This is a genomic window from Pantoea sp. NGS-ED-1003, assembly GCF_000738765.1.
Lineage (GTDB): Bacteria > Pseudomonadota > Gammaproteobacteria > Enterobacterales > Enterobacteriaceae > Pantoea > Pantoea septica.
This window is the reverse complement of the sequence record NZ_JPQA01000004.1, coordinates 40,214-61,326: the sequence shown is the minus strand read 5'-3', so window position 1 is coordinate 61,326 and position 21,113 is coordinate 40,214. Positions and strand designations below refer to the sequence as shown.

General features: G+C 57.9%; 23 protein-coding genes. 17 read left to right on the top strand and 6 right to left on the bottom strand.

Annotated features, from left to right (window positions below; genetic code table 11):
- Nucleotides 1-275 precede the first annotated feature (275 nt).
- The 10 genes from JS46_RS08885 (at nt 276) to JS46_RS08840 (ending at nt 10,517) form a co-directional block, all read left to right on the top strand.
- The gene (locus JS46_RS08885) at nt 276-1,478 is read left to right on the top strand and encodes a FliC/FljB family flagellin (protein WP_033749781.1); all 1,203 of its coding nucleotides are present in this window, start codon (nt 276-278) and stop codon (nt 1,476-1,478) included.
- Nucleotides 1,479-1,646: 168 nt separating this feature from the next.
- On the top strand, nt 1,647-2,849 hold the full coding sequence (gene fliB, locus JS46_RS08880) for a flagellin lysine-N-methylase (RefSeq protein WP_033749778.1): 1,203 nt from the start codon (nt 1,647-1,649) through the stop codon (nt 2,847-2,849).
- Nucleotides 2,850-3,014: 165 nt separating this feature from the next.
- Nucleotides 3,015-3,983: an HNH endonuclease signature motif containing protein gene (locus tag JS46_RS08875; protein ID WP_033749777.1), complete on the top strand. Its 969-nt coding sequence runs from the start codon at nt 3,015-3,017 to the stop codon at nt 3,981-3,983.
- Between the two features lie 143 nt (nt 3,984-4,126).
- The gene (locus JS46_RS08870; protein ID WP_033749775.1) at nt 4,127-4,849 is read left to right on the top strand and encodes an RNA polymerase sigma factor FliA; all 723 of its coding nucleotides are present in this window, start codon (nt 4,127-4,129) and stop codon (nt 4,847-4,849) included.
- Nucleotides 4,850-4,898: 49 nt separating this feature from the next.
- The gene (fliZ, locus tag JS46_RS08865) at nt 4,899-5,402 is read left to right on the top strand and encodes a flagella biosynthesis regulatory protein FliZ (RefSeq protein WP_033749773.1); all 504 of its coding nucleotides are present in this window, start codon (nt 4,899-4,901) and stop codon (nt 5,400-5,402) included.
- A 265-nt stretch (nt 5,403-5,667) separates the two neighbouring features.
- Nucleotides 5,668-6,654, top strand: coding sequence for a D-cysteine desulfhydrase (locus JS46_RS08860; protein WP_033750706.1), 987 nt, complete (start codon nt 5,668-5,670; stop codon nt 6,652-6,654).
- A 109-nt stretch (nt 6,655-6,763) separates the two neighbouring features.
- Nucleotides 6,764-7,564 carry a cystine ABC transporter substrate-binding protein gene (tcyJ, locus tag JS46_RS08855; RefSeq protein ID WP_033749771.1) on the top strand — a complete coding sequence of 267 codons (801 nt, stop codon included), beginning with the start codon at nt 6,764-6,766 and terminating at the stop codon, nt 7,562-7,564.
- The gene (gene tcyL / locus JS46_RS08850; protein ID WP_033749769.1) at nt 7,564-8,232 is read left to right on the top strand and encodes a cystine ABC transporter permease; all 669 of its coding nucleotides are present in this window, start codon (nt 7,564-7,566) and stop codon (nt 8,230-8,232) included. Before tcyJ ends, tcyL begins: the two co-directional genes overlap by 1 nt.
- The gene (gene tcyN, locus JS46_RS08845) at nt 8,229-8,981 is read left to right on the top strand and encodes an L-cystine ABC transporter ATP-binding protein TcyN (RefSeq protein WP_033749768.1); all 753 of its coding nucleotides are present in this window, start codon (nt 8,229-8,231) and stop codon (nt 8,979-8,981) included. The genes tcyL and tcyN overlap by 4 nt, the downstream gene beginning before the upstream one ends.
- A 453-nt stretch (nt 8,982-9,434) precedes the next feature.
- Nucleotides 9,435-10,517 (top strand): acyltransferase family protein, encoded by a 1,083-nt coding sequence (locus tag JS46_RS08840; protein ID WP_033749767.1) that lies wholly within the window; start codon nt 9,435-9,437, stop codon nt 10,515-10,517.
- A 65-nt stretch (nt 10,518-10,582) separates the two neighbouring features.
- Here JS46_RS08840 and msrA read toward each other — a convergent pair whose 3' ends face one another.
- From msrA to hpxD, 4 genes are all read right to left on the bottom strand, one after another.
- Complete coding sequence (gene msrA / locus JS46_RS08835; RefSeq protein WP_033749765.1) at nt 10,583-11,116, bottom strand: peptide-methionine (S)-S-oxide reductase MsrA; 534 nt, start codon at nt 11,114-11,116, stop codon at nt 10,583-10,585.
- A 92-nt stretch (nt 11,117-11,208) separates the two neighbouring features.
- Entirely contained in the window at nt 11,209-11,775 is a 567-nt protein-coding gene (locus JS46_RS08830; protein WP_033749763.1) for a flavin reductase family protein, read from the bottom strand.
- Nucleotides 11,776-11,816: 41 nt separating this feature from the next.
- Nucleotides 11,817-12,782 (bottom strand): PDR/VanB family oxidoreductase, encoded by a 966-nt coding sequence (locus JS46_RS08825; protein ID WP_033749762.1) that lies wholly within the window; start codon nt 12,780-12,782, stop codon nt 11,817-11,819.
- 12 nt (nt 12,783-12,794) lie between these two features.
- Nucleotides 12,795-13,826 carry a molybdenum cofactor-independent xanthine hydroxylase subunit HpxD gene (hpxD, locus tag JS46_RS08820; RefSeq protein WP_033749760.1) on the bottom strand — a complete coding sequence of 344 codons (1,032 nt, stop codon included), beginning with the start codon at nt 13,824-13,826 and terminating at the stop codon, nt 12,795-12,797.
- Between the two features lie 113 nt (nt 13,827-13,939).
- On the opposite strand from hpxD, the gene JS46_RS08815 reads away from it, so the two are divergent.
- The 5 genes from JS46_RS08815 to JS46_RS24745 all read left to right on the top strand — a co-directional run bounded on the left by JS46_RS08815 (nt 13,940) and on the right by JS46_RS24745 (nt 16,573).
- Nucleotides 13,940-14,851 (top strand): LysR family transcriptional regulator, encoded by a 912-nt coding sequence (locus JS46_RS08815; RefSeq protein WP_033749758.1) that lies wholly within the window; start codon nt 13,940-13,942, stop codon nt 14,849-14,851.
- Between the two features lie 162 nt (nt 14,852-15,013).
- A complete protein-coding gene (locus JS46_RS08810) occupies nt 15,014-15,574 on the top strand; it encodes an NlpC/P60 family protein (RefSeq protein WP_033750705.1) in 561 nt (186 codons plus the stop codon).
- Between the two features lie 95 nt (nt 15,575-15,669).
- Entirely contained in the window at nt 15,670-15,981 is a 312-nt protein-coding gene (locus JS46_RS08805) for a type II toxin-antitoxin system HigB family toxin (protein ID WP_033749757.1), read from the top strand.
- Entirely contained in the window at nt 15,978-16,394 is a 417-nt protein-coding gene (locus JS46_RS08800; protein WP_033749755.1) for a type II toxin-antitoxin system HigA family antitoxin, read from the top strand. Before JS46_RS08805 ends, JS46_RS08800 begins: the two co-directional genes overlap by 4 nt.
- A gap of 47 nt (nt 16,395-16,441) precedes the next feature.
- Entirely contained in the window at nt 16,442-16,573 is a 132-nt protein-coding gene (locus JS46_RS24745; RefSeq protein ID WP_255351573.1) for a hypothetical protein, read from the top strand.
- Between the two features lie 48 nt (nt 16,574-16,621).
- Here the strand turns inward: JS46_RS24745 and JS46_RS22880 are convergent, their stop codons facing one another.
- Both JS46_RS22880 and pdxK read right to left on the bottom strand, forming a co-directional pair.
- Nucleotides 16,622-17,257 carry a substrate-binding domain-containing protein gene (locus JS46_RS22880; RefSeq protein WP_235212985.1) on the bottom strand — a complete coding sequence of 212 codons (636 nt, stop codon included), beginning with the start codon at nt 17,255-17,257 and terminating at the stop codon, nt 16,622-16,624.
- Between the two features lie 60 nt (nt 17,258-17,317).
- Entirely contained in the window at nt 17,318-18,160 is an 843-nt protein-coding gene (gene pdxK / locus JS46_RS08790; protein WP_033749753.1) for a pyridoxine/pyridoxal/pyridoxamine kinase, read from the bottom strand.
- Between the two features lie 470 nt (nt 18,161-18,630).
- Between pdxK and otsB the strand changes: the two genes are divergently transcribed.
- On the top strand, nt 18,631-19,410 hold the full coding sequence (gene otsB, locus JS46_RS08785; RefSeq protein ID WP_033749751.1) for a trehalose-phosphatase: 780 nt from the start codon (nt 18,631-18,633) through the stop codon (nt 19,408-19,410).
- Nucleotides 19,411-19,415: 5 nt separating this feature from the next.
- Nucleotides 19,416-20,852 carry an alpha,alpha-trehalose-phosphate synthase gene (otsA, locus tag JS46_RS08780; protein WP_033749750.1) on the top strand — a complete coding sequence of 479 codons (1,437 nt, stop codon included), beginning with the start codon at nt 19,416-19,418 and terminating at the stop codon, nt 20,850-20,852.
- Nucleotides 20,853-21,113: the final 261 nt, after the last annotated feature.

Here is a 21,113-nt window from a genome sequence, read left to right as displayed (position 1 = left end):
AAGTTTAAAGTTATTCATCACTGCGCGATAAAGCGAATAGCGTATATAGAGAAGGGTATTTCAACGGCTAGATAGGAAGTGATTTTCTTCTAAAGAAGTGGCGGGCGAGGGCGATAAAGATAAGCGTGACAGGTTGAAGGAAAAAATTTTCACCTGGTACTAAAAAAATTCTAAAGGTTGTTTAAGGGCAGACGATAACAACTTTGACGGCGCTGAAGCCGGCGGGTTGAAGCCCACACCTTAACCGAAAGACTTGATTAACAGGAATATTTATCATGGCCCAAGTCATTAATACCAACAGCCTCTCGCTGATCACTCAGAACAACATCAACAAGAACCAGTCCGCTCTGTCTACTTCTATCGAGCGTCTGTCTTCTGGTCTTCGTATCAACAGCGCGAAAGATGACGCTGCTGGTCAGGCGATTGCCAACCGTTTCCAGTCCAACATCAAAGGCCTGACTCAGGCTGCACGTAACGCCAACGACGGTATCTCTGCTGCGCAGACTACTGAAGGCGCGCTGTCAGAAATCAACAACAACCTGCAGCGTATCCGTGAACTGACTGTTCAGGCGCAGAACGGCACCAACTCTGACTCTGACAAAGCGTCAATCCAGGACGAAATCAAATCTCGCCTGAGCGAAATCGACCGCGTATCTGGTCAGACTCAGTTCAACGGCGTGAACGTACTGGCTAAAGACGGCAAAATGTCTATCCAGGTTGGCGCGAACGATGGCGAAACCATCGACATCGACCTGAAAAAAATCGACTCTTCTACGCTGAAACTGGACACCCTGAACGTGACCGGTCCGCAGGGCACGCCGACTGCTGCCGCTGCTGCTGACTTCCAGAAAGTCTACGGCACCACCAGTAACGTCTCTAAAGCAACCGTAGCGGAATCAGGCGCAGCTGACGACCTGTCAACCCGTCTGGGCCTGGCTGCTGGCGGCGCGAAAGTTGACGGCACCAGCGTCTATAAAGACGACAACGGCAACATGTTCGCTAAAGTAACCATCAAGTCTACTTCTGCGGCAGAAACCAACAACCTGAAAGCGAACGGTTTCGACATCGCTAACGGTGCAAGCCAGGACTTCTATGTTGCTGTAGATCCGCAGACGGCGACCACCACTGCAGGCGGCGATACCGCAGCGTTCACTATCGACACCAAAAACATCAACCTGTCTGATTTCTCAACCGGCGCAACCTCTGACCCGCTGGCAAAAATCGACAGCGCGATCGCCAGCGTAGACAAATTCCGTTCTTCACTGGGTGCGATTCAGAACCGTCTGGATTCAGCGGTAACTAACCTGAACAACACCACCACTAACCTGTCTGAAGCACAGTCTCGTATTCAGGATGCTGACTACGCGACCGAAGTTTCAAACATGTCTAAAGCGCAGATCATCCAGCAGGCGGGTAACTCCGTGTTGGCGAAAGCTAACCAGGTTCCGCAGCAGGTTCTGTCTCTGCTGCAGGGCTAATCGCCCTCTGGTGAAATACCTGAAAACCCCGCTTCGGCGGGGTTTTTTTATGCCTGAGAAAAAGCCAGGAAAGCCTCTGTGTTATCGGCATTGCGGTGGCTTACCTGTTGATAGGCTGGTCGCTGTCATTGTGTTTTTGCCGTTTTAACGCCATCAGCAGGTAAGATCATGAAAGAGATTTCGGTAGTTGAACCGCTGTTTTTCAGCGAATTTAAGTGTGCCGGCAGCGCGTGCCTGGACCACTGCTGTAAAGGCTGGGATATCTATTTAGATAAGCCCACGGTCAGCCGCTATTTGAAGAGCGGTGACATTGCGGTGCGCCAGCTTGCGGAAGAAAATATTATCAAAACCAAAAAAAGTTTTGATAACTGGGGCACTATCAAGCTAAACAGTAGCGGCAATTGCGTTTTCCTTGATGAGAACAGTCTCTGCAACATCCATAAAAAAATGGGTGAAAAGGCGCTGAGCCCCACCTGTTCCAGCTATCCACGCTCGCAGAAAAAAACCAGGTATGAGATCAGGAACAGCCTGACGCTCTCCTGCCCGGAAGCGGTAAAAGGGCTGCTGGCCAGCCCTGAGGCCATGCTGCTTAATGAAAAGAAAGCGTTGCGTATTTCAGCGCTGAACGCGCCGGAAGTCGATCAGGCGTCGCGATTCATCAACCTGATGTGCAGCAATCTGCTGCTGGCCAGCGGCGCCAACATCGAGCAGGGGCTTTACGGCATTGCGATGCTGTTTCTTTTTGCCGAAAAAACAGGCGACAGTGCGGATAACTATACCCGGCTTGAAGAGTACTTTTTCTCGGTTCTGAATCTGATCGAACAGGGAGAAATGGCAGCGAATATCGACAGCATCAAGCCTGACTACCAGCTGCAGTGGGCATTGCTGTTGCGTCTACAGGCTTACCTGGGCAGCCACAAGGCAATTCGCGGGTCGGCGACGCTTATCCACTATGTCAATAAGCTGATTTACATCCAGAGCGATCTTGCTGAGGACAATGACGTCACGGTATCGATGAAGCGTCTGGCGGCCGTCTGGCAGGATAAGCTGAAACCCTGGCTGGCAGAGCGCCCGCATATTATGGGCAATTATCTGCAGTACCGGATGTATCACGACGGCTTCCCTTCCCACAGCGGGCTGAGCGCACTCGCAAATCTCTATCTGTTAACGGCGGAGTGGTTCCTGCTGAGATCGCTACTCTCAGCCAGCCTGGAGCTGGTGGGGACGATCAGTGAAAACGACGTTATTAATATTATTTACAGCTATCACTCCGTGACGAAACACGATCGGATTTCCGATAAAGCTTTTATGCATGAAATTGAAAAAAGCAAAGTTAACGACGATCTCTCGCTGCTTCATCTGCTGCGCTAAGTGAGGCGGGCGTACTGGTTCGCCTGGAACAGTACGCCTGACCTTCGCCGCTCCTCTCTCCTGACGCCTGAACGTTGCCTGTTGCGTTACAGATCCCCGCGCGCCTGCCGATAACTCCCTACAGAACAACACACGCATCTGGTTTGAATATTTTCTGGAGTGTCTATGCGCTTCAATTACGACTTGTTACCTGGCGAGCAGCTCACCTTCGACGAGATCGCGCTGCGTTATGCGCGCCAGCATCCCGACGAAAAGGCGCTGACCGTACGCGGGTTGTTAAGCCCGTCCACCAGCTATCGCGCCTTGCGTATTCGCGCGGTGTTCGCTGGCGAAGAGAGCAACAGCCCGCTGGAGGATCTGCTGTTTATCTCCGACGACAACGAGCGCAAAAACTATCTGCGCCGGTTCGAGCACTATCTGAAGTCGCAGCAGCCCTTTGCCTATTTTCGCCGCAGCGGCGAGACGCCTCGCGACAACCTCTGGCAGGTGATGGGCGAAAGCCGCGTCTACGCCATGATCGATCCCCATTCCGCCGCCGCGCAGAACCTGCTCGCCAGCCGCGGCTATCAGCTGGCGCTGATGCGCGAGGATGAGAACGAGGCTTACTGGCAGCTTTTCGATCCCCAGGCGCGCCCCTGTTTTCCGCTCTCGCGTCCTGTCCAGTTCATCGTGGTGCTGAGCACGCCGCAGCATAAGGCGCCCACGGCGGTGATGCCGGGCATGGAGGTGGGACGGCGGGTTAAGGAGAGCCTGTTGCAGCGCGCCAGCCAGGCGGCGTTTTTGACGGCCGTAAAAGCGCGCTACGGCGGCTGCGTCATCACCGGCACGCGCCTGACCGATCGTCCTGTCTGGCCCTGGGTTGAGGCCTGTCATATCGATACGCGGGAAAACAGCGAAGGCGGCCTGGCGGATAACAGCGTTGATAACGGACTGTTTTTGCGCAGCGATCTGCAGCGTCTGTTTCTTAACAAACTGATAAGCATCGATGGTGAATCGGGCCAGATACGCTTTCATCCCGACGCAGAAGTCGGGCAAAGCATAAGCCCCTGTTACCAGGCCCTTGAAGGCCAGGTGTGCGCTTTATGGGACGCGGTACCGCCCGCCACGCGGCAGCGGCTGCGCGCGTCAGATTAAGCGGCGTGATGAGAGCGGAGCGATCCGCTCTCTGACATAACAAAAATGAAATAACCTCGCTTTTGCCCGCCTATTCAGCCAATCGATCCCCCTACAGAATTGGATAATCCTGCCGATAACTTCATTAACGCAGGGTAGTCAACGTGAACGATTTCTATACCGCCGAAGGCGTGATGGATAAACATTCGCTCTGGCAGCGCTACGTGCCGCTGGTGCGCCATGAAGCGTTGCGTCTGCAGGTTCGTCTGCCAGCCAGCGTTGAGCTTGACGATCTGCTGCAGGCCGGTGGTATTGGCTTGCTGAACGCTGTAGAGCGTTACGACGCGCTGCAGGGAACGGCATTCACCACCTACGCCGTGCAGCGCATCCGAGGCGCAATGCTGGATGAGCTTCGCAGCCGGGACTGGGCGCCGCGCAGCGTGCGACGCAATGCGCGCGAAGTGGCGGGCGCGATGCACCAGGTTGAGCAGACGATGGGGCGGGCCGCCACCGAGCAGGAGGTAGCCGACCGGCTGAATGTTTCGATGGAAGAGTACCGGCAGATCCTGCTGGATACCAACAACAGCCAGCTCTTCTCCTACGACGAGTATCGGGAAGAACACGGCGACAGCGCGGAGCTGGTCACGGAGGGGCATGAAGAGGCCAACCCGCTGCATCAGCTGCTTGAAGGGAATCTGCGTGAACGCGTCATTGAAGCGATCGAAGCCTTACCCGATCGCGAAAAAATGGTGCTGACACTGTACTACCAGGAAGAACTGAACCTGAAAGAGATTGGAGCGGTACTCGACGTGGGAGAATCACGCGTCAGCCAACTGCACAGTCAGGCGATCAAACGCCTGCGTGCCCGACTTACGGGAGCGCGCTGACGGCCTCAGTTCCTGGCGATCTAAAAATAATAAAACCGGGGACTCAGCAATGGGAGCCAAATCCAAGGCCAGACCTTTAAGCCGTTATCTTAAAGACTACAAACATAGCCAGAGCCACTGTTCACACTGTGGCAAAGTACTGGACCGCATGGCGTTGGTCTTTCGCGGTCAGATCATCAATAAAGAGGCCATTGCGCGCATGGACCAAATGATTGATGAGCAGCTGTGGCTGAAATTACAGCCAGAACTGACCGCGCTGTGCCGTTTCTGTAGTGATATTTTTTGCAATACGCATCCTAATTACTTCGACATTATGGCATTCAAGCAGTATCTGTTTGAGCAGACGGAAATGAGCCACAGCACTATCCGCGAATATGTGGTACGGCTGCGTCGTCTGGACGATATGCTTAAGGCCAAAAATTTCCCGGCTGACCGTTTAAGCGGCAACAGCTGGCATGCGTGCCTGGAGAACGATCTGCCCGATGCGGGAAATAATAACTACCGCATCGCGCTGCGCAAATATGACCAGTTTTTGGGGTGGCAGCGCAGCTAGCTGCCGAAGCGCTGGCATTCTGAATCTCTTCGCTCAGGCGGAAGCGAGTCAGATAACGCCAGCAGCGCGTTAAGCCATCCGCCGCCGCGCGCTCAGCAGGCGGCGGATGGCTATGCAGGGCGCTAAGACGCGCTCGGCCTGCGTCTGAGAACGAGCGATTTTACATCAGGCTATTCAACCGCCGCTTTTACGCGCGATGCCGGATGATCCTTCGCGCAACTTCTGCAACACTGTAAAGATTACCGTGACTGCCCTGGAGGCCGCATTGTCTTTACAACTTGTTCATCACTATCCGCGTCTGGAGCTGCTCGGCGCGCCCACGCCGCTGGAGCACCTGCCACGCCTCTCTGACTACGTCGGCCGCGATATCTTTATTAAACGTGACGATGTCACGCCCATTGCCCTGGGCGGCAACAAACTGCGCAAGCTGGAGTTTCTGGCGGCGGATGCGCTACGCGAAGGCGCAGACGTCTTGCTGACGGCGGGCGCCATTCAGTCTAACCACGTGCGTCAGACCGCCGCCGTCGCCGCGAAGCTCGGCCTGAAGTGCGTCGCGCTGCTGGAAAACCCGATTGCCACCCAGGCGGAAAACTACCTCAGCAACGGCAACCGGCTGCTGCTGGATCTGTTCGACTGCGAAATCGTGCTGGTGGACGCGCTGGACAATCCGGCGGCGCAGCTGGCGGCGCAGGCGGAACGCCTTGAGGCGCAGGGCTTTCGGCCCTATGTCGTGCCGGTTGGCGGCTCGAACTGGCTCGGTGCGCTGGGCTATATCGACTGCGCGCAGGAGATTGCGCACCAGAGCGAAGGCGTAGTCGACTTCGCCGCGGTAGTGGTCGCATCCGGTAGCGCCGGCACCCACGCCGGACTGGCGGTCGGCCTTGAGCAGCTGCTGCCGGAAACAGAGGTGATCGGCGTCACCGTCTCGCGCCATGCGGAGCAGCAACTGCCGCTGGTGGATAGCCTGCGGCAGCAGCTGATCGCCAGACTGGAGTTGACCAGCACGGCTCCTGTGACCCTGTGGGACGATTATTTCGGCCCGCGCTACGGCGAGCCGAACCAGGAGGGAATGGAGGCGGTGAAGCTGCTGGCGCGGCTGGAAGGGATCCTGCTCGATCCGGTTTACACTGGCAAAGCGATGGCGGGACTGCTCGACGGCATCAGCCAGAACCGTTTCCGCCGCGAAGGGCCGCTGCTGTTCGTCCACACTGGCGGTGCGCCAGCGTTATTTGCTTATCATCCTTCGGTCTGAGCAGTTGGAAAAAAAACGTTTATACTTCGCGGGTTATTACGGCAGTACCGGGCGGCGCGCAGGCGCGGCCTGACAACACACACATCACATACTAATAAATGGGGTAGATATGATTTTTTCTCGTGTTGGTCGCCATCTGGCGATGGGCGTGATGGCGGCGGCGCTGATTGCCGGCGTTAACCTGAAGACGCACGCTGCGGAAAACCTGCTGGCGCAGGTCAAAGACAAGGGCGAACTGCGCGTCGGCCTGGAAGGCACCTATCCGCCGTTCAGCTTTCAGGATGAGAGCGGCAAGCTGACCGGATTCGAAGTGGAGTTCGCGCAGCAGCTGGCGCAGCATCTGGGCGTGAAGGCCAAACTGCAGCCGACCAAATGGGACGGCATGCTGGCGTCGCTGGACTCAAAACGCATCGACGTGGTGATCAATCAGGTGACCATCTCCGACGAGCGCAAGAAGAAGTATGATTTCTCTACGCCGTACACCATCTCTGGCGTGCAGGCGCTGACGATGAAGGCGAAAGCGGGCACCATCAGCAAGCCGGAAGATCTGGCAGGTAAGAAAGTCGGCGTCGGCCTGGGCTCAAACTATGAGCAGTGGCTGCGCGACAACGTTAAAGGCGTCGATATCCGTACCTATGATGACGACCCGACTAAATATCAGGATCTGCGCTCTGGCCGTCTTGATGCGATCCTGGTGGATCGTCTCGCCGCGCTGGATCTGGTGAAGAAAACCGGCAACACCATGGCAGTAGCCGGCGCGCCGTTCTCACGTCTCGAGTCAGGCGTCGCGCTGCGCAAAGGCAACGACGATCTGCTTAACGCCGTCAATCAGGCGATCGCCGGCATGCAGAAAGATGGTTCGCTGACCAAACTCTCTGAAAAATGGTTCGGCGCGGATGTGACTAAGTAATGCAGGAAAGTCTTCAACTGGTGCTGGATTCAGCACCTTTTTTATTAAAAGGCGCGCTCTTTACGCTGCAGCTCAGTATCGGCGGCATGTTTTTCGGGCTGGTGCTGGGCTTTGTGCTGGCGCTGATGCGGCTGTCGCGTTTCTGGCCCGTTAGCCTGCTCTCGCGCTTTTACGTGTCGGTGTTTCGCGGCACGCCGCTGATTGCGCAGCTGTTTATGATTTACTACGGCCTGCCGCAGTTCGGTATCGAGCTCGATCCCATTCCCTCCGCCATGATTGGCCTGTCGCTGAATACCGCTGCTTACGCGTCGGAGTCGCTGCGCGGCGCGATTGCGGCCATTGAGCGCGGCCAGTGGGAAGCGGCGGCGAGTATCGGCATGACCCGCTGGCAGACGCTGCGCCGCGTCATTTTGCCTCAGGCGGCGCGCACGGCGCTGCCGCCGCTCGGCAACAGCTTTATCAGCCTGGTGAAAGATACCTCGCTGGCGGCAACCATTCAGGTGCCGGAGCTGTTCCGTCAGGCGCAGCTGATTACCTCGCGCACGCTGGAGGTTTTCACCATGTACCTGGCGGCGTCGCTGATCTACTGGGTCATGGCGACCCTGCTCTCGGCGCTGCAAAACCGGCTGGAAAAACGGGTTAATCGTCAGGATGAGGAGGCGAAATGAGCGCCATCGAAATCAGCAAGCTGGTGAAAACCTTCAACGGCCAGACGGTACTGCACGGCATTGACCTTGAGGTGGCTTCCGGCGAAGTGGTGGCGATTATCGGCCCCAGCGGCTCGGGTAAAACCACGCTGCTGCGCTGCATCAACCTGCTGGAAACGCCGGACAGCGGCACCATCAAGGTAGGGGAGATCGCTATCGACGCCCGGCTGGCGCAGACAAAGCAGAAAGAGCAGGTGCGTCAGCTACGCCAGCAGGTCGGCTTCGTGTTCCAGAACTTCAATCTGTTTCCCCACCGCTCGGTGCTGGAAAACATTATTGAAGGACCGGTGATCGTCAAAGGCGAACCGAAAGGGGAAGCTGAAGCGCGTGCGCGTGCGCTGCTGGAGAAAGTGGGGCTGCAGGGCAGAGAGAGCAGTTTCCCGCGTCGGCTCTCCGGCGGTCAGCAGCAGCGGGTCGCGATTGCCCGCGCGCTGGCGATGCGTCCGCAGGTGATCCTGTTCGACGAGCCGACGTCGGCGCTCGATCCCGAGCTGGTGGGCGAGGTGCTCAACACCATTCGCGCGCTGGCTCAGGAGAAGCGCACCATGGTCATCGTTACCCATGAGATGAGCTTTGCCCGCGACGTCGCAGACCGGGCGATTTTTATGGATCAGGGCCGCATTGTGGAGCAGGGCGCGGCGAAAGCGCTGTTCAGCAATCCGCAGCAGGCGCGCACCCGGCAGTTCCTCGACAAATTCCTCAATCAGTAATAAATACGCCTCTCCGGAGGCGTATTCCATTTTTCTGCTGCGTGCGCGCCACGCCCGCAAATTATTCTCTTATTCGCCCTATCACAATTAATTATTTATGCTTAAACAATTTGGGGCAAAATATTTAAATATTTTCGCGCGCATCGATCATCTTCTGGTTTTAACGCTTCAGGTTTACTCCTATTTACCTGCGTAAATAACCATTGCCGGTTTGACGCCTTTTTCCTGCTTAGTCGTTAACAGCTAACTAAAAAAGCCCTGCGCAAAAGAAATGTAAAGAAAAGGCGAAACGAGTAAAGCATTGTTAATTCAGGGCCAGCTTAATACTTTTAAGACTTTCGCTAGAGTCAGCGGCAGGGGAATGGCGAATAATCGCCAGATAATCCTAAAAGTATCATGTCGTTTTTTCTCTTTTCCTCTTCAATTTCTGACCTACACAGCAGGAGTCAAATCATGAACAACGCTAAGTCAGATGAAATAACGTGGGTCAATACCCTTAAGGGGGCCTGCATATTGCTGGTGGTGCTGTATCACACCGTGCTGCCGGGCTTTGAAGGCACGCTGAAGTATCTCTCCGCAGGCTGGATCCCGGCGGAAATGTGGGTGCAATTTAATACCGTGCTGTCGCCGCTGCGTATGCCCGCTTTTTTCTTCGTCTCCGGCCTGCTGGCCACCAACGGCATTCTTAATCGTCCCTGGAAACAGGTTTTCACCAGCCGTATTACCAATCTCTTTTATCTCTACATTCTGTGGGGCTTTATTCAGTGGTGGTCGATTGTCGGCATCTCGACTGAAATAACCGGCCAGCGTATCTCTCAAAACCTTAACGCCGCCTATGCCGGATCGCTGTTTGAATTTTTAAAGCTGACCTTTCTGGCAATGAGCACCTCCTGGTATCTCTACGGGCTTGGCTTATATTTCCTCTGCGCCAAAATATTTCGTCAGCATAAAGTGGCCCTGCTGGCGGTCGCCGTGCTGCTTAATTACCTTGCGGTAGAGAAAATTATTCCCTTCTGGGGCCCGCAGAGCGTGGCGCAATATTTCCTGTTCTTCCTGCTGGGCGTCTTCTGGAGCCCGATGATGCTGCGCCTGAGCGAATGGCGTCGTGAAAATATGGTGCCCTGGGCGATACTGGCGGCGCTGGCGGGCATCCACGTTATTTTCGGCCTGGATAAGAGCCTGTTTATGTGCATTATCGCAGTGCTGGGGAGCGTGGCGGCCTGCCGCTGGCTCAATCAGCATTTCAGCATGAGCTACATGAACTGGATAGGGCGCAACACGCTGCAGATTTACGTGATCCACCGCATCTTCATCGAGTTCTTCGGTATGTCGGCGATCCTGTTCGCTCAGCGGCACCACCTGTTCGAGCACGCCTGGTTCTCGTTTCTGTGGGCCTGCCTCTATCCGGTGGCGATAGTCGGTCTCTGTTCGCTCTGCTCAGTGGCGGTGTGGTCGGTGACCAATCGCGGTCTGGGGCAGTCGCTGTTTATCTTCCCGACGCTGATCGGCCTGAAGCGCGCCCGTTCCGCCGCCTGAAAAAAAGCCCCGCGCAGGCGGGGCTGATTTAATGCGCGGCAGCGGGCGGTAAGCCCGCTGCTGGCTTAGCTTTTCACGCGGTTGGCGAAGCTTTTACGCAGCTTCTGCAGCTTCGGCGGAATGACCGCCATGCAGTAGCCGTTGCGCTGGCCCGCGCCTTCCCAGTAATCCTGATGATAGGCCTCGGCGGGATACCACTCTTTCAGCGGTTCAATGGTGGTGACCACCGGATCCTGATGATCCTGCTGCGCGCGCGCAATAGCGGCGACCGCCTCTGCTTCCTGCTCCGGGGTGGCCGGGAAGATGGCAGAGCGGTACTGCGTGCCGATGTCGTTGCCCTGGCGGTTAAGCTGCGTCGGATCGTGAGTGGCGAAGCTGATATCCAGCAGATCGCCGTAGCTCACTTTTTCCGGATCGAATCCGATGCGAATCGCTTCTGCATGACCGGTCGCGCCGCTGCAGACCTGCTCATAGGTCGGATTAGGACGCGCGCCGCCGGTATAGCCGCTTTCAACCGACTCCACGCCGATCACATCTTTAAAAACCGCTTCGGTACACCAGAAACAGCCGCCTGCGATCACTGCGTATTCGATTGCCATAATGCTTAACTCCTGTCGAGGTCGAGTATGAGAGAGTAGGGACGGCCGCGCGCCTTTTCAACCCGCGCCGGGCAAGATTGGCTAACGACAGGCTAAATCAGCATCTCAGGTTTAAACTGACCGCTGCGATCCAGCACCCGGTCGCCCATGATGGTAAAGCGGCCTTCGCCGGTGTAGTGCAGCGTCGGCGGGAATTCCGGCTCGTCGGCGACGTGGGCTTTAACGATCTCGAAAATAAACAGGTTGTAGTTATCCACCATCGAATCGTCATAGAGCTGGCACTCAAAGCTGGCGAAACACTCATTAATCAGCGGAGCGTTCACCACACTGGCCGGCTCGGCGGTGAGGCCGAACGCGTCGAACTTGTCCAGCTTGTCGCCGTGGCTGTTGCCAATAGCGACCACCTTATCGATTAAATCCGCCGAGGGAACGTTGAGCACGCACTGCCCGCTGTCGCGGATCAACGCGTGACTGTGGTTCATGCTGGAAATCATGCAGCCGACCAGCGATGGCGAAAACTCCAGCACCGTATGCCAGCCGAGCGTCATAATGTCGCTGTGGGTGTCGAACTGCGAGCTGAGCAGCAGCACCGGACCGGGCTCGAGATATTTACGCGCCTTGCTGACCGGAAAGGCGGTTTTGTGCAGACGTTGACTCATGGCATCTCCTTATTTCGGGGCGATGCCTTTAAGTGTAGAAGCTACAGGTCGATCACCAGCGCTTTACTGCGGCTGCGCGAGCAGCAGAGCGCGATTTGTTGAAGCGGCGCAGACTTTTCCGTTTCGGTCTGCACGGTATCGCGATGATCCGCTTCCCCTGACACCACCGGCGTGAGACAGGCGCCGCACAACCCCATTTCGCAGGAGAGCGGCACCTCGACGCCGTTCTCCAGCAGCACGCGAGCGATGGTTTTATCCGCAGGCACCGGCCAGCTGGCGCCTGAAGAGGCCAGCGTGACGATAAAGCTCTCGTCGCCTGCGTGGCTCGGCGTCGGCGCGGCGGCGCTGAAGGCTTCGGTATGCAGCTGCTCCGCACGCCAGCCGAGCGCCTGCGCCTGCTGCTGCATATGCATCATAAAGCCCTGCGGCCCGCAGAGATAGAGATGCGTCCCGGCTTCGGGCGCGCGCAGCGCCTCGGGCAGATGCTGACGCGGGCTCTGGCCCTCGGCGCTGCACAGGATCTCGCCGTAGCCGTGGCGGAAGGGCTGCAGCAGCTGGCGCGTCAGGGCCGCATCCTGACGCTGCTTCACATAATAGTGCAGCGAGAAGGGCACGGCGTCCGCCTCAAGCTGCGCCGCCATCGCCAGCAGCGGCGTCAGGCCGATGCCGGCGGCGATAAGCACCACGCGCTGCGCCGCCACCAGCGGAAACAGGTTGCGCGGCGCAGAAATAGTCAGCCGCTGGCCCAGCCGCAGCTGCTGATGGATATAGCGCGAGCCGCCGCGCGAATCGGCGGCCAGCCCGACGCAGATCAGATAGCGATCCTGGCGCAGCGGCGAGCCGGTCAGCGAATATTGCCGCATCATGCCGTTGCCCAGCTGCAGATCGATATGCGCGCCCGCCTCCCAGCGCGGCAGGGGCTGGCCGTCGTCGCGCACCAGGCTCAGCGCGACGGCGTGGCGTCCCTGACGCGACAAACCATCGATAGTTACCGTAAAAGTCATCATCTCATCTCCTCGCTACACTAGGAAAAAGTCGCCGTAGCCCTGTTTTTTCAGGCCGCGACGGTAGGCGATAGAGCTGCGGTCGGCGGGAATATGCGCCTCCAGCGTCAGATCGAGCGGCAGGCGCTCCGGCATCTGCGTCTCCACCATCAGCCGATCTTCCTCGAACACCCGATGGTTAAAGGCGTGCACCTCCTCGACCGGGATATGGAGGTCGAAGTTGCGCGCGATGGGCGCGAACATCCGCGTTTTGCGCGCCGAGACCGGCGAGGCGGCGTTCATAATCACTAAGCGCGCGGCTTCGGGAAAATGCACCGTCAGCGTGGCGGTAAAGGGAAGATGCATCTCAAAATGGCGCAGCCACTGAAAGCCCTCCGGCGCCTGCTGATCGGAGCCCGCCGCGAAGTTGGAAACCGAGCTCCAGTAATCCACCGCAAAACCATATTCCGTCTCGACCGGGTTGTAGGGCGGCACCTCCTGATTGCCGGGATCGGCGAAGGTTTCGCTATGCACCCACGCGAAATGGGCGACGTCGAGAAATCCCTCGACCTGGCGTCCGGCAAAGCCGGCGACGTCGAAAGGAGGACAGGTGATCTGCTGAAAACCGGCGTCGTCCCAGTGCGGCATCTGCGGCAGCGCGGCAGGGTTATCCGCATCCGGCGCGAGGCAGACCCATACCAGCCCAAAACGCACTTCCACGGGAAAGTTAATAAGATTGAGCTTGGCGGGCACCGGCTGGTTGGGGCTGGAGGGAATACGGTTACAGCGGCCATCCTCGCCGAAGCGCAGTCCGTGGTAGGGGCAGATAATGCCGTGCTCGTCGTGAAAGCCGAGCGTCAGCGGCACGCCGCGGTGCGGGCAGACATCCTTCGCAGCAACAATCTGCTCATTGATGCGGTAGATCACCAGCTGCTCGTCAAGCAGCACTGCTTTCATCGGCGCCGGACCAACGTCGCACAGACGCGCTACGGGATGCCAGCAGCGCGCCAGCCGCAGCCAGTCGTCAGGTTCAAAGGTGCAATGGGCGGGAGGCGATGGTTGTTTCATGGCGATTACCTGTCTGAAGCGCAAGAAGATACGAACATTGTGGACAGAGGCGAGTGCAACGATCCATCATCGTTTTTTCACTAAGGTGTTGTGTTAAACAGTACAGGTCGCCCATGCTCCCTTTTTCTCGCTTCTCTCACTACTTTCTCGAGCTGGCGCGCAGCGGCAGCCTGCGCAAGGCGGCGGAACGGCTGCACGTCTCCGCCTCGGCGATTAACCGGCAGATCTTGCAGGCGGAAGAGGAGCTGGGCATGCGGCTGTTCGAACGGCTGCCGGACGGCATGCGCCTGACCAGCGCCGGCGAGCTGCTGCTGGACGACCTGCGTCGCTGGCAGCGCGAGTATCAGCGCACCCGCCAGCGTTTCGATGAAATTCAGGGGCTGCGGCGCGGCCACGTCAGCCTCGGGCTGATTCAGGCGCTGAACGAAGGGGCGATTGCCGATGCGCTGTCGCAGATTGCGCAGACGCACCCCTGGCTGCGGCTCGACCTCAGCGTGCACGACAGCGCGCAGATCGGCGAGCAGGTGCGGCTGGCGGAGCTGGATGTCGGTCTTGTGCTCGATCCGCAGGCGCAGGCGGGGCTGAGCGTAATGGCCTTCGCCGAGCTGCCGATTGGCGTAGTGCTGCCCGCCGGTCACGCGCTCAGCCTATGCGAGACGCTCTCCACCGGCCAGCTCAGCGCGGAGCGGCACATCATTCCCGGCGCGCCGCTGGTGGTGCATGAGCGGGTCGAGATGCTCTACCAGCGGCACAGCCTGCAGCCGGAGAACGTCATTACCTGTAACGACATCCGCCTGATTAAATCGCTGATTAAGCAGGGCAGCGGCATCAGCATGTTGAGCCTGCTGGACGTGATGGATGAGGTGGAGCGGGGGACGCTAAGCTTTGTGCCGCTGCGCGACCCTAACGTGCGGCCGCTAACGCTGGCATTATGCTGCGCGCCGGCACGGCAACTGTCGCGCGCCGCTCAGCAGGTGATTCAACATTTGACCGGCGTGATCGAGTCGCTCAACGCGTCGCGCTAAGGTGAATATTTGCCTTAAAATCAGTGAATAGCGCGCCCTGGTAGCACTTTTTGTAAATTAACGTAAAGCGAAAGCCAGCCGGGTTTAGCGGAAAGCGTAATTAGGCTATAAGTCCTCTACCACGCCAACTTGCTTAGGGTTTCACCTTACACGATGATGACTCTGCGACCTCTGCTGACGCTTGTGTTAGCTTCCGCTTTTCTGCTTGGCGGCTGCTCGCGCCATTCTACTGAACCATCCGCACAGAACGAGACGCAGGTCAGCGATGGGGGCCAGGGCGATCAGGGCGATCTCATTCCGGTCGTTGCCGCGCTGCACGATCAAATGCATACCTGGCACGGCACGCAATATCAGTGGGGCGGCACCGAACTTTCCGGCGTCGACTGCTCCGGCTTTGTCTGGCGCACGCTGAAGGATCGCTTTAATCTGCCGATGGATCGCGTCACCACTGCCGAACTGCTGAAGATGGGCAAGCGCATCGCGCCGCGCGATCTGCAGCCGGGCGACCTGGTCTTTTTCCGCATTAAAGGCGGCATGCACGTCGGCTTCTATGATACCGACCAGCACTTTTTCCACGCCTCGGTCAGCCAGGGCGTGGTGCGCTCCGAGCTGAATAATCCCTACTGGCAAAAAGTCTTCTATCAGGCGCGACGCCTGCCGAAAGAGTACAACGCGCAGATCACCCTTAATAAAGGCAGCGGCATGACGCTGGCGCGAAAGTAAGCCTCCTCACCGATCAAAACGCCGTCTTGTTTACCTGTTGGAAACATCATCACGTTAGGCTATGATGTTTCCAACAAGGAAAACGAGAAAGCAGGATGCACATCATCTCAAGAAAAATATTCCTCGAAGCGGCTATAAAGTTCCCGGCCTGTGCCGCCGCGCTGGATGCAACTTACAGGATGCTCAATGGCAGAGAGTTTGCCGATCCAGAGGATCTGAAATCTTTTTTTCCCTCGCTTGACCGGATGAAGTATCGGGCTAAATGGTGGGTAATTGATGTTGGCGGCAATCATTTAAGAGTAATGTTTTTCGCTGATTTCGTCGCTAAAAGGATTTTTATCAAGCATATCGTGACACATGCTGAGTATGACAGGCTGGTGAAGCATTATCGGGAGAACAAAGAATGATCGCAGAAGCCATCCAGGCAACGAACGATTTAATCAAAATCGTCCCTTTCTTGGGCGCAAGTCCCTCAAAAGATGATTACAAGCAGGCACTGGAGCTGGTGGAGTATCTGGTTGAACATGAGCCGAACAGTCCCTTAATCGACATGCTGGCTGATAAAGTAGCGAAATATGAAAGTAACGCGCCTGAGTTCACCGCTTTCAATACTCGCATTGCTAATCTACAGGGAGGCGTTGCGTTGCTACGCGTGCTGATGGATCAGCACGGGCTCAATCAGTCATCCTTTGCTGAGGAGATCGGCCAGCGTTCATATGTGAGTCGTATCCTGAAAGGCGATCGCCAGTTGACCGATAAGCACAAAGCCGCACTGGCAAAACGCTTCAATCTCCCGTTCGAGGCTTTTCGCGACAGTTAATGTCGATCTCGCTCAGCAAGCCCGCCTCACGGCGGGCTTTTCGATCAGTGCCGAACGGCGCAGCCGCACTGGCCCATTTCGCCCAGCGCCGCTTTGCCCTGATGGGAGTGGCGCACCCGCAGTTCGCCGCGACGCCAGGCGCCATCCTCTTCCGCGCGATTGAGCAGCAGACGGTTTAGCGCTTCCGTTACCCGCAGCGCGCGCGGCTGCGCCCAGCTCGTCAGATGCTAGGTCGAGGCGCCTGCCTCAATACAATCACCGAATCCTGCCACGGCGACATGCGCCCCCTGACCAAAGTCCCGCACCGCCTGTAGCGCGCCGAATGCCAGGCGATCGCTGTCGCAGAATAGCGCCTGGATGCGCTCCGAGGCACGGGCGCGCTTCAGGTAGGCAAGCATCGCCTGATAGCCGCTGTCGCGCTCATCGCCCACGTCGGCGGCGATGAGCGACTGGTCCAGGCGTTTATCCGCCGCCGCTAAAACGCTGCAGAAACCGTCGATGCGGGCGGGATCGGCGCAGCACGGCTGTTGCAGATAGCCGAAACGCCGGTGGCCCTGCGCCAGCAGCAGCCGACCCATCTCTGCGCCGGCGGCAAAGCCGTCCAGATTCAGCTCATCCAGCGCGAACAGCGGAATTGGCCCGGCAGCGGCGCGAAACGCATCGCTAAACTGACCGGAAAGATGCAGAGCGCCGCTCAGCAGCGGCGCCAGCTGACGAGCGCGTTCATCGGCGGCGTCGACCAGCAACGCCGCGCAGCCGCGCGCGTTAAGCTGCCGGTTCACTTCCTGCAGCAGCGCCGCCGTCTGCGGATGGCTGAAATCATGGCTCAGCACGCCAATGGTTTTACAGGTGTTGTTATACATTCAGAAGACCCTGTTGAGGTGAGTAGAGGTCTCTGTACCATAAAGGATGAGGCCCGCGTTTCACAATGGCTCTGCGGCCGCCAGCTGCAGCTCGCGCCTGCCTAGCGTGCGGGTCGCCAGCACCGACTGCTGGGCGTACAGGCTCGCCTGCTCAACGGCCTGGCTCAGCGGCGCCCCGCGCAGCAGCCGGGCGGTCAGCTCGGCGGTGAAGAGATCGCCGGTGCCTTTGGGCGGATTATCGTAGCGCGGGTGCTCGGTGACGAAGGTCTCTTTCGCGGTCACGCAAAACACCTGCATGCTGTGACACGTCTCGTCGTGGGTGGCGCTGGTCACCACCACCCATTGGGTTTGCGCGCCGAGCAGCGAGCGCGCGGCGTCGATAATCTCGGCGTCGCTCTCCAGCGGCGCGTCGCACAGACAGCCCAGCTCAAAGCGGTTCGGCGTCAGACCGGTCGCCAGCGGCGCAAGCTGTTGCCGATAGTGGAGCGCCAGCTGGGGATCGACATAGAAACCGCTGTCGTCATCGCCCAGTACCGGATCGATAATCACCGGCATCTGCGGATTTTTCTCACGCATCAGCCGCAGCCAGCGCGCCAGCGACGCCGCCTTATCGGTGGATTTCAGATAGCCCAGCACCACGGCGCGCGCGGCGCCGTCCAGGTTCCGCTCGGCCAGCGCGGTCAAATAGCCTTCAAACCAGGGCTGAGGGATCTCGCCGCCGTAGCAGCTGGCATAGTGGGGCGTATTGCTCAACAGCACCGTCGGCACCGCCACGACCTGCAATCCATGGCGTCGCAGCGCGGGGACGGCGATGCTGTTGCCTACGCTGCCGTAGACTACCTGAGACTGAACAGAGATGACGTCGATGATTTCGCCATCTGAGGCGTCAGAAACCTGAAACATATTGCGCTCCTTGTTAGCACTCTTCCGCCAGTATACCGCGTGTGAGGCCGCCAGCGGCAGGCGGCTCCTCATCGCGCCGCTTCCCTTAACCCCTCCAGCCCTTGCCGGACAAAGCGCGGCGCAGAGCTAAGCGAAGCGTTAACAGCAGGATATTCTGCTAAGAACAGGCAAATAATGTCGCGTCGACTGGCAAATATGGCAAGGCCGTCTACACTTAATCGCGACGATGTTTTCAGTCAGGTTGATATGTCTGTGAAGGTTCTAAAACGTAGTGGCGTCTTATCTGAAGTGACTTGCTGGTATCCGCAGTTTTTGCCCTGCACTTTACCCCACGCTCAGCCGTTCCGGCTGTCGCTCCCGCAGACATTCATCCTCACTAAAACATCCTGCAATGGCGCGTTGACGAGCCAGGCCTCTGACCTGACAAGCCGCGAATCGTACGCGCCCGAATCAACTACAGGAGAAGACACGTGACCCAAGCGGCGAATGAACATGCCTCGCTTCCTGCGCTAAGCGGCGGTCTTTATGCCTTCTTTTTTGACGTAGACGGCACTCTTGCCGCTATTCAGCCGCAGCCTGACGCCGTTTTCATCCCGGAAAAAGTACGTCAGCAGCTGCAACAGCTCGCCTCCCTGTGTCACGGCGCGCTGGCGCTGGTGTCGGGACGACCTATCGCCCAGCTCGACGCGCTGGCCGCGCCGCTCATCGCGCCCGCTGCGGGCGTACACGGCGCAGAGCGTCGCGATGCGCAAGGCGAACAGCATCTTATCCGCCTGGATCCAGAGGTCGCCGACGCTTTGCAGCAGCAGCTGCAAGAGGCGATGGCGCGCTGGCCAGGCACGCTACTCGAGGCCAAAGGCATGGCCTTTGCGCTGCACTACCGTCAGGCGATGCAGCATGAGCAGGATGTGCTCAATCTGGCCGAACAGGCCGTGAAACGCTTTCCGGCGCTGGCGCTTCAGCCGGGGAAATGCGTTGTGGAGATCAAACCGCAGGGAGTCGATAAAGGCGAAGCCGTACGCGCCTTTATGCGCGAAGCGCCCTTTGCCGGTCGTATCCCGGTATTTGTTGGAGACGATCTGACGGATGAGAAAGGATTTATCGCCGTAAACGCCATGCAGGGCATTTCCGTGAAGGTTGGACAAGGTTCCAGTCAGGCGCGCTATCGACTGCCAGACGTTGAGGCGGTTTACGCGTGGCTGGAGCGATTACTATTACAAATAAAACAAGACAATGTCGGTAAGGAGTAAAGGTTATGAGTCGTTTAGTGGTCGTATCTAACCGAATCGCCATTCCTGATGGGAAAAAAGCCAGCGCAGGCGGCCTCGCCGTCGGCATTCTCGACGCGCTGAAAAGCACCGGCGGCCTGTGGTTTGGCTGGAACGGGGAGATCAGCGAATTTTCCGGAGAAGAGGAAGACGAACTGGTACAGGTAGAACATGACGGCATCTCCTACGCCGCGCTGCCGCTGAGCCAGAACGATTACGATCTGTATTACTGCCAGTTCTCCAATACCGTTATCTGGCCCGCGTTCCACTACCGCCTCGATCTGGTTCAGTTCCAGCGCGAAGCCTGGGACGGCTACTGCCGCGTCAACGAGATGCTGGCGCAGCGCCTGAAGCCGCTGATTAAGCCGGACGACACCCTGTGGATCCACGATTATCATCTGCTGCCGTTTGCCGCCGAGCTGCGCAAGCAGGGCGTTAATAACCGCATCGGCTTCTTCCTGCACATCCCGTTCCCGACCCCGGAAATTTTCAACGCGCTGCCGCCGCATCAAGAGCTGCTGGAGATGCTGTGCGAATACGATCTGCTGGGCTTCCAGACCGAATCGGATCGCGTTGCTTTCCTCGACTGCCTCAGCCAACTGACGCAGCTGCAGAATATGGGCGACAAAAAGCATCGCGCGTTCGGCAACACCTTTATGACCGAGGTCTATCCAATCGGCATCGAGCCGGACAGCATCAAAGAGATGGCCGAAGGTCCGCTGCCGCCGAAAATGGCGGCGATGAAGCGCGAACTGGGCGATGCGAAGAACATTATCGCCTGCGAGCGCCTCGACTATTCCAAAGGGCTGCCGGAGCGATTCCTGGCCTATGAGGCGCTGCTGGAAAACTTCCCCGAGCATCGCGGCAAAATCCGCTACTCGCAGATCGCGCCGACCTCGCGCGGGGACGTGCAGGCGTATCAGGACATCCGTCATCAGCTGGAAACCGAAGCTGGCCGCATCAACGGCAAGTACGGCACGTTGGGCTGGACGCCGCTCTACTATCTCAACCAGCATTTCGACCGCCGTCTGCTGATGAAAATCTTCCGTCTGACCGACGTCGGACTGGTGACGCCGCTGCGCGACGGCATGAACCTGGTGGCGAAAGAGTATATCGCCGCGCAGGACCCGGACGATCCGGGCGTGCTGGTGCTGTCACGCTTTGCCGGAGCCGCTAACGAGCTAACCTCGGCGCTGATTGTTAACCCTTACGATCGCGACGAAGTGGCGGCGGCGTTGAACAAAGCGCTGACCATGCCGCGCACCGAGCGTATTTCGCGCTACAACGACATGATGGCAGTGCTGCGCAAGCATGATATCACTCACTGGCGCGAGAGCTTCCTGAAGGATTTATGGGCCATCCCGCCGCGCAGTGAAGATCACGGCACGGTGAATAAAGTGGCGACCTTCCCGAAACTCGCCTGATTTTCATGGCGGCCCGCCTTTACGGGCCGCCGTTTATCTTGTCCTTCTTTAATCTGCCTTAATCCAGTCCCGCTAAAGCATTGAGTTGTCGCCTGACAACGCCTGCCGTCTCGATTTGCCGTTTTAATCCACAGTCACGAAAAAAAACGCTTTTTTTCTGCACGCAGGCCTAAAGTCTGGCGGTGAAATGCCGATAGTTGTAAGTCATAAAAGTGTCAAATGCACTATTCATTCATTTCTCTAAAGTAACACATTGTTACA

Coding starts and splice junctions, on each gene's coding strand:
- JS46_RS08825 (WP_033749762.1), bottom strand. CDS start 12,782: ATGATGACTTTTACGGTAACTATCGATGGTTTGTCGCGTCAGGGACGC.
- tcyN (WP_033749768.1), top strand. CDS start 8,229: ATGAGCGCCATCGAAATCAGCAAGCTGGTGAAAACCTTCAACGGCCAG.
- JS46_RS08885 (WP_033749781.1), top strand. CDS start 276: ATGGCCCAAGTCATTAATACCAACAGCCTCTCGCTGATCACTCAGAAC.
- otsA (WP_033749750.1), top strand. CDS start 19,416: ATGAGTCGTTTAGTGGTCGTATCTAACCGAATCGCCATTCCTGATGGG.
- JS46_RS08815 (WP_033749758.1), top strand. CDS start 13,940: ATGCTCCCTTTTTCTCGCTTCTCTCACTACTTTCTCGAGCTGGCGCGC.
- msrA (WP_033749765.1), bottom strand. CDS start 11,116: ATGGCAATCGAATACGCAGTGATCGCAGGCGGCTGTTTCTGGTGTACC.
- fliB (WP_033749778.1), top strand. CDS start 1,647: ATGAAAGAGATTTCGGTAGTTGAACCGCTGTTTTTCAGCGAATTTAAG.
- JS46_RS08800 (WP_033749755.1), top strand. CDS start 15,978: ATGATCGCAGAAGCCATCCAGGCAACGAACGATTTAATCAAAATCGTC.
- JS46_RS08875 (WP_033749777.1), top strand. CDS start 3,015: ATGCGCTTCAATTACGACTTGTTACCTGGCGAGCAGCTCACCTTCGAC.
- pdxK (WP_033749753.1), bottom strand. CDS start 18,160: ATGTTTCAGGTTTCTGACGCCTCAGATGGCGAAATCATCGACGTCATC.
- JS46_RS08840 (WP_033749767.1), top strand. CDS start 9,435: ATGAACAACGCTAAGTCAGATGAAATAACGTGGGTCAATACCCTTAAG.
- JS46_RS08805 (WP_033749757.1), top strand. CDS start 15,670: ATGCACATCATCTCAAGAAAAATATTCCTCGAAGCGGCTATAAAGTTC.
- tcyJ (WP_033749771.1), top strand. CDS start 6,764: ATGATTTTTTCTCGTGTTGGTCGCCATCTGGCGATGGGCGTGATGGCG.
- tcyL (WP_033749769.1), top strand. CDS start 7,564: ATGCAGGAAAGTCTTCAACTGGTGCTGGATTCAGCACCTTTTTTATTA.
- fliZ (WP_033749773.1), top strand. CDS start 4,899: ATGGGAGCCAAATCCAAGGCCAGACCTTTAAGCCGTTATCTTAAAGAC.
- JS46_RS08830 (WP_033749763.1), bottom strand. CDS start 11,775: ATGAGTCAACGTCTGCACAAAACCGCCTTTCCGGTCAGCAAGGCGCGT.
- JS46_RS22880 (WP_235212985.1), bottom strand. CDS start 17,257: ATGTATAACAACACCTGTAAAACCATTGGCGTGCTGAGCCATGATTTC.
- hpxD (WP_033749760.1), bottom strand. CDS start 13,826: ATGAAACAACCATCGCCTCCCGCCCATTGCACCTTTGAACCTGACGAC.